Origin of the sequence: Corallococcus sp. AS-1-6, assembly GCF_020037015.1 — a bacterium.
GTDB lineage: Bacteria > Myxococcota > Myxococcia > Myxococcales > Myxococcaceae > Corallococcus.
Genome location: NZ_JAIQDE010000045.1, coordinates 47,224 through 57,488 on the forward strand (window position 1 = coordinate 47,224; position 10,265 = coordinate 57,488).

General features: G+C 70.2%; 10 protein-coding genes. 6 read left to right on the plus strand and 4 right to left on the minus strand.

The features are described from left to right. Positions 1 to 105: 105 nt before the first annotated feature. Positions 106 to 642, plus strand: a complete 537-nt coding sequence (locus K8612_RS37145) for a DUF3592 domain-containing protein (protein WP_223765700.1) — start codon at positions 106 to 108, stop codon at positions 640 to 642. A 66-nt stretch (positions 643 to 708) separates the two neighbouring features. On the opposite strand, the gene K8612_RS37150 is transcribed toward K8612_RS37145, so the two are convergent. After that, positions 709 to 909 carry a hypothetical protein gene (locus K8612_RS37150; protein WP_223743492.1) on the minus strand — a complete coding sequence of 67 codons (201 nt, stop codon included), beginning with the start codon at positions 907 to 909 and terminating at the stop codon, positions 709 to 711. A 114-nt stretch (positions 910 to 1,023) separates the two neighbouring features. Between K8612_RS37150 and K8612_RS37155 the strand changes: the two genes are divergently transcribed. Next, positions 1,024 to 3,690 carry a DEAD/DEAH box helicase gene (locus K8612_RS37155; RefSeq protein WP_223765701.1) on the plus strand — a complete coding sequence of 889 codons (2,667 nt, stop codon included), beginning with the start codon at positions 1,024 to 1,026 and terminating at the stop codon, positions 3,688 to 3,690. Between the two features lie 45 nt (positions 3,691 to 3,735). On the opposite strand, the gene K8612_RS37160 is transcribed toward K8612_RS37155, so the two are convergent. Next, positions 3,736 to 4,590 (minus strand): haloalkane dehalogenase, encoded by an 855-nt coding sequence (locus K8612_RS37160; RefSeq protein ID WP_223765702.1) that lies wholly within the window; start codon positions 4,588 to 4,590, stop codon positions 3,736 to 3,738. Between the two features lie 85 nt (positions 4,591 to 4,675). Here K8612_RS37160 and K8612_RS37165 point away from each other — a divergent pair, with 85 nt between their 5' ends. After that, the gene (locus K8612_RS37165; protein WP_223765703.1) at positions 4,676 to 5,587 is read left to right on the plus strand and encodes a LysR family transcriptional regulator; all 912 of its coding nucleotides are present in this window, start codon (positions 4,676 to 4,678) and stop codon (positions 5,585 to 5,587) included. A gap of 72 nt (positions 5,588 to 5,659) precedes the next feature. Then, positions 5,660 to 7,102 (plus strand): endo alpha-1,4 polygalactosaminidase, encoded by a 1,443-nt coding sequence (locus K8612_RS37170; RefSeq protein ID WP_223765704.1) that lies wholly within the window; start codon positions 5,660 to 5,662, stop codon positions 7,100 to 7,102. Here the strand turns inward: K8612_RS37170 and K8612_RS37175 are convergent. Beyond that, entirely contained in the window at positions 7,089 to 7,568 is a 480-nt protein-coding gene (locus K8612_RS37175; protein ID WP_223765705.1) for an endonuclease/exonuclease/phosphatase family protein, read from the minus strand. The two genes, K8612_RS37170 and K8612_RS37175, sit on opposite strands and share 14 nt — an antisense overlap. A gap of 13 nt (positions 7,569 to 7,581) precedes the next feature. After that, positions 7,582 to 8,517 carry a bestrophin family protein gene (locus tag K8612_RS37180; protein ID WP_223765706.1) on the minus strand — a complete coding sequence of 312 codons (936 nt, stop codon included), beginning with the start codon at positions 8,515 to 8,517 and terminating at the stop codon, positions 7,582 to 7,584. A gap of 74 nt (positions 8,518 to 8,591) precedes the next feature. Between K8612_RS37180 and K8612_RS37185 the strand changes: the two genes are divergently transcribed. After that, entirely contained in the window at positions 8,592 to 9,722 is a 1,131-nt protein-coding gene (locus K8612_RS37185) for a hypothetical protein (RefSeq protein ID WP_223765707.1), read from the plus strand. Between the two features lie 60 nt (positions 9,723 to 9,782). Then, positions 9,783 to 10,265 (plus strand): lecithin retinol acyltransferase family protein (locus tag K8612_RS37190; protein ID WP_223765708.1); only part of this gene is annotated, 483 nt, incomplete at its 3' end.

Consider the following 10,265-nt stretch of genomic DNA (forward strand, 5'->3'; position numbering starts at 1 on the left):
TTCCGGGGAGCCCTCGCGACAAGGCGTGGCGGTGCACGGCCGCTGCTGTTTTCATACGGGTCCCCGGCCGCTTAAAGGTCGCGAGGGGCGCTTCGAGGTGGGGTGATGAGCAAGGATGCGATGATCATGGCGTTGGTGGCGGCGAGCTGGGCCCTGACGCTGCTCGGGATTGGCGCGCTCGTCGCGTACTTTGCCCGCCGGGTATGGAAGCAGTCCCAGGTCCGTCAACACGGGCTGCCGGGCGAGGCCACGGTGCGGAGGTTCACGCCCACGCGGATGTACATCAACCGCAGGCAGATCTTCGAGTTCGTGCTCGAGGTGCGGCTGCCCGGTCAGGCGCCGTACCCGGTGTCGTTGAGCAGCACGATACAAGACTGGAACGTGCAGGTGATGGACGTGGGGCTGCGGCTCAAGGTCAAGGTCGACCCGAAGGATCCACAGCGCGTCGTCGTCCTGGGGCCGGTCGTCGAGCAGGACCTGACCGGGTTCCTCCTCCAGGGAATGGGCGCGATGACGAAGGGACCGCCGGCGCAGGGTGACCCCGTGAAGGCCCTGGCGGACCTCCAGCGGATGGCCGACGCGGGCCTCGTCTCGGAGGAGGAGTTCGCGAGGAAGCGGGCGGAGATCCTAGGCCGGCTCTGAGCAGGCCCCGGCGTGACTGGAACGGCCGGGCCCACGACGGGGGCCCGGCCGCGATTCACCCGCCGCCTACTGGCAGATGGTCTCGGGCGAACACACGCACTGCCCACCGCCCACGCCGGCACACTGGCGGAAGCACGAGCAGTCTTCGTTCATGCAGAGGTTGGAGCAGAGGCCAATGGCCTCCGAGTTGGTGGGCATCAGCGCCCCGACGGCGCCACCGGCCACGACGCCCAGCATGAACACGAACTTCGCGATTCCCTTGCGCATGTACGACCTCCCGGGTTGAACAGCCGGACGCATTCTAGTCCGGCCCGCGTCCTTCCGGGCTCGCCGGTTTGAATTGCTTCCACTGGCCGTCCCTCGTGCGTATCACTGGCCTTCGTGCGCACGCCCACCGACCGCTTCCTGCCGCCCCGCACCGACGCTTCCCCCTCCACGGCGCCCCAGCGCGGGCGGGTGGTGGTCATCGCGCCCACGCGGGCCGCGTGCGAGACCATCGAGCTGGCGCTCGGGCTGGAGCTGCGCACGCACCTGGAGGAGCACCACGGCGAGCGGCTCCATGCGCTGGCGCGGAGCGGGCAGGGGTTCGGCATCGTCGCGGGCACCGGCACGGGCAAGACGCTGGCCATCCGCCCCATCGCGGAGGTGCTCACGGGCCAGCGGCCCCTGCGGGTGGCGGTGGTCAACCGGGAGCGGGAGGCCACCGCGGAGACGCCGCTCGCGGACGTGGCCATCGTCACCACCGGCATCGCGCGGCGCTGGTTCCAGGGCGGCGTCATCCGGCGCGAGGACACGCTCATCGTGGATGAAATCCACCAGACCTCCGCGGAGCTGGAGCTGTGCCTGGCGCTGGGCAAGCGCGTGGGCTGCCGCTTCATCTGGCTGTCCGCCACGGTGGACCCGGCCTTCTACGCGCGCTACCTGGACAGCGCGGACGTGCTCCAGGTGTCCACCTTCGACCCGGGCAAGGCGGCGACGGTGGAGGTGGAGCGCCGGCAGCCGCTGTCCTTCCTCGACGACGCCTTCCTGCGGGACGTGCAGCGGCGGGGGCGAGGCGTGGGCGTGTTCCTGGCCACGCGCGCGGGCGTGGAGGAGGTCGCGGCCCGCGTGCGCGCGAACGCGCCGGAGGTGCACGCGGCGCACTACCACGGCGGCGAGCCGCTGCGCGCCATCCGCCCCTTCCTGGACGGCACGGCGCCCCGGCCCTTCGTGCTCGCGATGACGGCGGCGGGGCAGAGCGCGCTCAACGTGCCCGGACTGGACACCGTCGTCATCGACGACCTGCGCTTCTCCAACGTGGTGGAGGGCGGCCGCAACGTGCTCACGCGCGTGCACCTGGGCAACAACGAGCTCTTGCAGATGGCGGGGCGCGTGCACGGGCGGGTGGCGGGCGGGCGCGTCTTCATCCTCAGCGACCGGCCCATCCACTTCGCCTCGCTGCGGCCCACCGAGCCGGAGTTCCAGCTCGCGGGCGAACCGGAGCGGGTGGCGCTCACCGCGGCGGCGCTGGGCGTGCGGGCGGATGAGCTGGACCTGCCCGTGCCGTTGGACCGCGTCGCCTACCGCCGGGCGCTCGCGAAGCTGGAGGCGCGCGGCATCGTGGACGCGGACGGGCGGCTGTCCGACTACGGCCGCGCGGTGGAGGCCCTGCCCGTGGAGCGCCCGTGGGCGGAGCTCATCGTCAACGCGGAGGACGCGCTCCTGCCGTTCCTCGCGGTGTGCAGCGCGGTGGAGTCCCTGCACCGGATGACGCGCGAGGAGCGGAACCTGGAGGAGGCGCTCGTCCCCGGCAGCGACCACCTGACCGCGTACAACCTGTACGCCGAGGCCTTCCGCGTGGCGGGCACGGTGGGGGAGGTGCAGGGGCTGCCGCGCCACGTCTTCGACCCGGAGAAGCTCGCGGCGTGGGCCGAGGCGCGCGGGGTGCTGGTGAAGGCCCTGGAGGACGCGGCGCTCGCGATGGCGAGCGTGTACCGGAGCGTGGGGCTGGCGCTGCCCTCGCGCATGCCCTTCGCGAACTCCGGCGTCTACCAGCGCTTCTGCGACCTGCTCGCGCGCCTCATGCCCTTCGACCTGGTCATCGACGAGCGCACGGCCTGGGGCGAGCTCGCGCGCGTGTCGAAGACGAGCGTCTGCGGCAACCTGGGCGCGGTGGTGGGCTCGCTGCGCTACTTCGCCGACCGCAACGGTGAGTCACAGGCCGCCATCGAAGGTACGCAACTGCCCCAGGCGCTGCTGCGCCGCCATGCCCGGCGTCACTCGGCGGCGCCCGCGTACGACGCGCGCTTCCGCTCGGTCGTGCTCGTCACGCGGCTGGAGTTCTTCGGCTTCGCGCTGGAGCAGGAAGTGGAAGTCCTGCGCGCCTGGGGACCGGAGCTCGCCAGGGCGGCACGGCACGCGCTCGCGGAGGCGCTGGCGCGGGGCGAAGCGCCGCATCCCGCGGTGGACCGGCACCGGGTCGCCATCGCCGAGGTCCGCGAGCTGTGGCGGCGCTCGGGCGGCATCACCGCGCCGCTGGGAGAACCGGAGCTCACCGCGCTCTACGAGGCGCAGCTCGAGGGGGTGGACAGCCTCGACGACTTCCGGGCGCGCCCGCTGCGGCTGGACCTGGACGCACTCGTTCCGCCCGCGACGCGGCGGGCCCTCCTGGCGCTCCCGGACACGGTGGAGGTCCGCGACCAGGCGGTGCCGCTCGAATACGACGTGGAGGAGCTGTCGGACGGGGCTCCGCGGGGCGTGGTGCGCTTGCACCTGCCGGAGAAGCTCGCCCGCACGTTGGTGGAGGAGGAGCTGCCGCTGTTGGATCGCCCCCAGCGCTTCAGCGTGGCCCGGGGCCGGCGGGGAGTGCTCCAGGCCCGGTCGCTCCTCGAGCTCCAGGACCGGCTCGACCAGCCCTGGATGCCGGACGAGATCGCCGAGGCCACCCGCGAGCGTCCGCCCCCGGTGCAGGAGCGCGAACGCGGCGCCCCCAGGCCTGGGGGCCACCGGGGCCACCACGGCAAGCCGCCCAGGAACGGAGGACCGCGAGGAGGCAGGCGGCGGCGCTGAGGCGGCGGGCGCCGACGCTCGGAGGAGGGCCCCTGGGCCGTGGGTTCACCCCGAATGGCGATCCAGCCATCCCCGGAGGGCGCGGGCGATGTCCTCCGGCGCGTCTTCCGGCGCATGGTGCCCCGCGCGTCCCAACGGCACGATTTCGAGGGCCGGGAGGTTGGCTCGCGCCCACTCGATGATGCGCGGCGCGTTGAGCCCGGTGTCGCCGAACGTCAGCAGGAGCGCCGGCTTCGCGGACGGCTGCGCGAGCCACGCGTCGTAGCGTTCGATCGCCGCGGCGACGTCCGCGGGCTCGCCATCGATTGGGATCTCCCGGGGCCACTGGAGCACCGGGCGTCGCGACGCCGCGTCTGGATACGGGGCCTGGTAGATGGCCCGCTCCTCCTCCGTGAGGCCACGGTGGACGCCGTTCGCGAAGGACCTCTCCAGGAACGCGTTCTGTTCGAGCACGAGCCCCTCACCGACCCCCGGGGTGCGCAGGGCGCGGAACAGTTGCTCGCCCTGGGGAGGCCAGTCGCTCCAGTGCATGGGACGGAGGAACGTCTCGAACACGGCCACGCCGCGCACGCGGTCCGGATGCCGCCGTGCCCAATCCAGGGCCAGCACTCCGCCCCAGTCGTAGCCGACGAGCACGACGTCCCGCAGTCCGAGCGTGTCGAACCACGCGTCGAGGTACCTCGCGTGGTCCGCGAACCGGTACGGGAGGTCCGGCTTGCCCGAATCCCCCATGCCAATGAGGTCGGGCGCGAGGCAGCGTCCCCGGTCGGCGAGCCGCGGAATGACGTTGCGCCACACGTATGAGGACGTGGGGTTGCCGTGCAGGAACACGATGGGCGAGCCCGTCCCGGCCTCGCGGTAGGAGATGAAAGAGTCCAGGACGTGGACCCGCCGAACCATGGGTGGAAATCCGTGCATGCACCCATGATGGGGAAGGAGACACCTCGCTGGTAGTGATGGTTCGTGAGGTCTAGGCTCACCAGCCGTGAGCATTTCGATCGCGGCGCTCGACCTCAATCTCCTCCTGGTGCTCCACACCGTCCTCACCGAGCGCAGCGTGGTGCGCGCGGCCGAGCGGCTCCACGTCACGCCCTCCGCCATCAGCAACAGCCTGGCGCGCCTCAGGTCCGTGTTGGGTGACCCGCTGGTCACGCGCAAGGGCCGTGGCATCGTCCCCACGCCCCGAGCGCTCGCGCTGGCCCCCGCCATCGCCCGAGGCCTGCGCGAGCTGGAGTCCGGACTTCACGAGGCCCCCTTCGAGCCGGCCCGCTGCACGCGCACCTTCACGCTCGCCGTCGCCGATGCGGGGCAGGTGACGTGGGGCCCGCGAATCGCCGCCCGGATGGCCGAGGAGCTGCCGAACGCGCGCCTCTCCGTGGTCGGGATCGCCTCGCTCGTGGCGCTCGGGGACCTGACCTCGTCCCAGGTCGACCTGCACATCGGACTCGCCGGGCGGGGCGCGGGCCTGCACGTCGAACCGCTGCTGGACGAGCGCACCGTCCTCGTGGCCCGCGAAGGCCACCCCGCGCTCGCGAAGCGCCTGTCCCCGCGTGCGCTCGGCGCGCTCCGCCACGTGGGCGTGGAGATGGTGCCGGGCAAGGGCTTCCGGGATCTCGTTGGCGCCGCGTACTCGCGCGCGGGCATCCGCCGGGAGGTCGCCATGACGGTGCCCTCCTTCCTGACCGCCGCGGCGATCGTGGCCGCGACCGACCTTGTCGCCACGTTGCCGGAGTCACTCGTCGCCGCGCAGGGCGCGCGCCTGGGGGTGCGTGTCGTCAACGCGCAGATTCCCGCGCACACCGTCAAGCTGGCCCTGTGCTGGCATGACCGCACCCATGCCGACCCGGCGGCGCGGTATTTCCGTGAACTGGTCCGGCGCGCGGTCCTGGCCGCGTGAATGACAGGCCATTTGTGATAGCCGGGGGCAAACCCAGGAGGCGCAATGTCAAAATGGAGTGCCTGTCTGTCCTTGCTGCTGTCCGCATGTCTGTCATCGGAAGGGGAGTCCGCGCTGGCGCCGGTGGACCAGCAGCAGGCCCTGCCTGCCTCGGAGGTCATCGACTTCGCTTCCGCGAGCACGCTGGCGAACACGGACGCGTCGGGGAAGAGCGGCGGCATGACCGTGCTCAAGACGAACAGCTCGAACTGCACGGTCGGCGCGTACGCGGACTGCTATGCGCAGTACATCGAGTTCAGCCCCAGCTACACGGGCTATCTGTCCTTCAACCTCTCCAGCCTCACCCAGGCCGCGCCCACCCCGGCTCAAGTCACCCAGCTCAGCCTGCTGACGAAGTACCAGGGGCCCGGGGTCGCCACGTCCTACTACCAGTGGCAGCTCTACCGGTTCTCCACCTCCAGTTGGGTCAGCATCGCCAACTCGCAGGGGCGCGGTGACTGGGTGTGGACGCCGGCCCTGACGCTCACGCTCCCCACCACCGAGGTCGCTTCGAACTTCGTGTCGAGCACCGGCGAAATCCGGGCGCGCCTCATCAAGGGGGCGGGGACGGACGCGGCGCAGCTCGACAGCCTCCGGCTCCAGGTGTCGTGGGACACAGGAGGCGAGGGCCCGGCCTGCACGCTGCCAGCCTTCCCCAAGGGCACCACCTGGATGTGGGACCTGGAGCATGCGTCCATTCCCACCAACCTCAACGCCCAGGTCTACGTCGTCGACCTCTTCAACACGACCCCCGCGAAGATCCAGGAGTACAAGGCCGCCGGCAAGAAGGTGGTCTGCTACTTCAGCGCGGGCTCCTATGAGGACTGGCGGGACGACGCGAACCAGTTCCCGCAGGACACGTACTGCACCCCCGGGGAGGACTGCGCGCAGTCCGTGCACATCATGGGCGACTGGTGCACGAGCGGCGGCGGCTGTGAGTGGTGGCTGGACCACCGCAAGCCGGCGGTGCGCACGGTGATGGCGACGCGCATGCAGTTGGCGAAGGACAAGGGCTGCGACGCGGTGGAGCCGGACAACATCGACGGCTATTCGCACGACGACGAGATTTCCTGCACCGACCAGGCCTGCTGGGGTCTCACGGCGGCGAACCAGCTCGACTACAACCGCTGGCTGGCCACCACCGCCCACTCCCTGTGCCTGGGCATCGCGCTCAAGAACGACGTGGACCAGGTCCCCGCGCTCGCGGACTCCTTCGACTTCGCCATCAACGAGGAGTGCCAGAAGTACAACGAGTGCGGCGCCTACAAGACGGGGTTCACGGACAAGAACAAGGCGGTCTTCAACGCCGAGTACCGCGTGGACTCCGGCGGGGACACCACCGCCTGGACGACGTGCACGGGCACCGGGGCGACCTGCGCCTGCGGTGAGAGCGGCTTCGCCCAGGGCGACCTGCGCACCCTGGTCTTCCGCACCGCGTCGGTCCGCTACGACAACCTCCAGTTCACCTGCTGGTAGCGCGGGCGGGGCCGGTGCCGATGCCACGGGTGACGTAGATCTGATCAATCGGCACGCCGCTGACGCCCGCCGTGCTCAGGTGGTTCATCCCGGGGATGTCCTGGGACAGCGCGCGGTTGAAGTCGCCCACCAGGACGACGCGCAGCCCCCGGCCGAGCAGCTCCGCGACGACCTCGCGCACCACGGCGTTGTGCGTGCGCCAGCGCTCCTGGCGCTCCGGGTGTTCGCCGTTCCAGGCGCCGGAGATGTAGTGCGTGTTGATGAACGCCAGCTTCTCGCCCGTCGCGAGGTTCTTCAGCACCACCCAGTTCACGAAGCGCGCGGGCGTCACCCCGGCCTCACCTTCGTGCGTGAGCCGGGATCCGTCGCCCGTCTTCTCGAACTTGCTCTTGCGCCAGGAGATGGCGATGGAGTTGCGCGCGGCCAGCCGCTCTTCACCGGGCCGGAAGTGCGCATAGGCATCCACGGGTATGTTTCTGTCAGCCGAGGACGAAGTCCTTGGGACGCAGCGGCTCCGGCTGGGGCTCTCCCAGCGACTCCAGCATGTTGATCTCCGCCGTGCGGGACATCGCGAGCAGGGGGAGGTCGTTGGGGGCTTCTCCGAAGGGCTCCTCCAGCTCCTCGCTCAGGAGGTCCAGGCCGAAGAAGGTGTAGGCGATCATGGCCGTGAGCACCGGCGTGAACCAACCCATGGACTCGGCGAGGCCGAAGGGCAGCAGCAGGCAGAAGAGGTAGGCCGTGCGGTGCAGGAGCACCGTGTAGGCGAAGGGAAGGGGCGTGAGGCGGATGCGCTCGCAGGCGGTGAAGATGCTCATCATGGCGTGCACCCGTTCGTTCAGGGCGCCCCAGGTGATGTCGGTGAGCCGGCCCTCCCGGAGCAGGCGGGCCAGCTCCAACTGGTGCTCACGCAGGAGGGCATTGGGGCGGTTGCCGCTGCCCAGGACGCGCGAGCGCTCGGGCTCCTCGAGGTGGCGGCTGAGGGCCTCCGTGGCGTCCTGGCCTCGCAGGTGCGCGGCGAGCGCGTAGGGGAAGGCGATGGTGCGGTGTACCAGCCTCCTCGCCGCTTGCCGCCCGGCTTCCGGCAGCTCGGCGCGCCCGTCGTCCAGCAGCGCGATGGCCGCTTGGGTGAAGGCGCGCACCTCGATGATGAGCGCGCCCCACTGCTTGCGTCCCTCCCACCAGCGGTCGTAGCAGGCGTTGTTGCGGAACCCGAGGAAGATGGAGAGCGCGATGCCGAGCAGTGACAGCGGCGCGGGCGACGTGACCGGAAGCCGCAGGTGGCCCAGCTTGAGCGTCACGACGACGAGCGAGGCGAGCGCCGCGACCCCCAGCACGTGAGGCAGGACGCGCGGCAGGATGGTGCCGCGCACGACGAACAGGAGTTTGAAGAAGCCAGGGCGGGGTCGGACGATCACGGGCGCGTCTCGTGCCCCAAAACCGCGCCTGTCGCAAGCGTGCCGCCCTAGACTGCCTCCCTCCTGGAGGCTGAATGCACCCGAAGAGACTGCACCGGTTCCCCGTGTCCACGCTGCGCTCCCTGGCCGCGGGGGTCGCGCTGGTGTGCGCCGCTGGCTGCTCGGACGATGAGGGCGTGGACGTCCCCAACCCGCTGACCGACCCGAAGGACGGGCCCCCGGCCGGCAACCCGAACGCCGAGGCGACGTGCACCGTGCCCGCCGAGGCGGGGCTCGCGGACGTGTCCCGGCCCACCACCGTCGTCGGGACGGGGACGCCGGCCAGTTGCACCTCGGGTGCGTTCGTCGATGCCGTGGCGAAGGGTGGGGTCATCACCTTCGACTGCGGCCCGGAGCCGGTGGTCATCACGCTGGACCGGACGGCGAAGGTCTTCAATGACAAGGGGCCGGAGATCGTCATCGACGGCAAGGGGCTGGTGACGCTCAGCGGGGCGGGCAAGCACCGCATCCTGTACATGAACACCTGCGACCAGGCCCAGGTGTGGACGACCTCCCACTGCCAGGACCAGGACCACCCCCGGCTGACGCTCCAGAACCTCACCTTCGTGGACGCCAGCTCCAAGGGGGAGAAGGAGTACGACGGCGGCGGCGCGGTCTGGGTGCGCGGCGGGCGGGTGAAGGTCATCAACTCCCGCTTCTTCAACAACGTGTGCGCGGACACCGGGCCGGACGTCGGAGGCGCCGCGCTGCGGGTGTTCGACCAGCACGACGACCAGCCCGTCTACGTGGTGAACACGACCTTCGGCGGCAAGGAGGGCTACGGCGGGGTCTGCTCCAACGGCGGCGGCATCAGCAGCATCGGGGTGTCGTGGACCATCATCAACAGCCTGTTCTCCCACAACCGGGCCATCGGCAACGGCGCCAATCCCGCGCAGCCGGGCACGCCGGGCGGTGGCAGCGGTGGGGCCATCTACAACGACGGCAACACGATGACGCTGTCGCTCTGTGGCACGCGGATCGAAAACAACGAGGTCAACGCGCACGGCAGCGCCATCTTCTTCGTGAGCAATGACCACTCGGGCGACATCCGCATCGACCGGTCGGTCATCCAGAACAACAAGGGCGGCTCCTGGTACGTGACCTATCCGCAGATCTCCAACCACGCGGACACGCCCATCCGGGTAACGAACTCCACCATCGAGTAGCGCCCGTCGCGTCGCAGGGGGGGCGCGTGACCGTGCAGAGGGAGACCGTGAGGGCAGAACATGGCGAGAGATTGGGCCAGCACCCTGGTTGAGCTGTTGACGTCGCCTGTTTCGGTGGTGACGGACGTCATTGATGCGCTCGCGGGCACGCCCGCCCACGAGCGGTTCTCCAATTCCATCAAGACGGATGTGTTTCAAGACTCACACCTGCGAGACCTGGATGGGGTCAGCACCGACCGAAAGCTCCGCCCTGGGACGATCCTCCGGGTAGGACGAACAGGCTTCTGGCATTACGGCGTGTATATCGGTGGGGATGAAGTGGTTCACTTCACCTCGGTGGACAGCGACGTCTCCACGGACAACCAGGTCATGCGGACCCCCATGTCCAGGTTCCTGGGGGATGCCAGTGAATTCCAGACATTGAAGTTTCCGCAGAGGGTCCGCGGGCGGCGGGTGTATAGCGGGAGCATCCGCGTCCGTTTAACGCGGCGGCGAAAAGCAAAGCAGAATCAAAGACATAGGTGCAGCCGAGCAGGCAGGCCC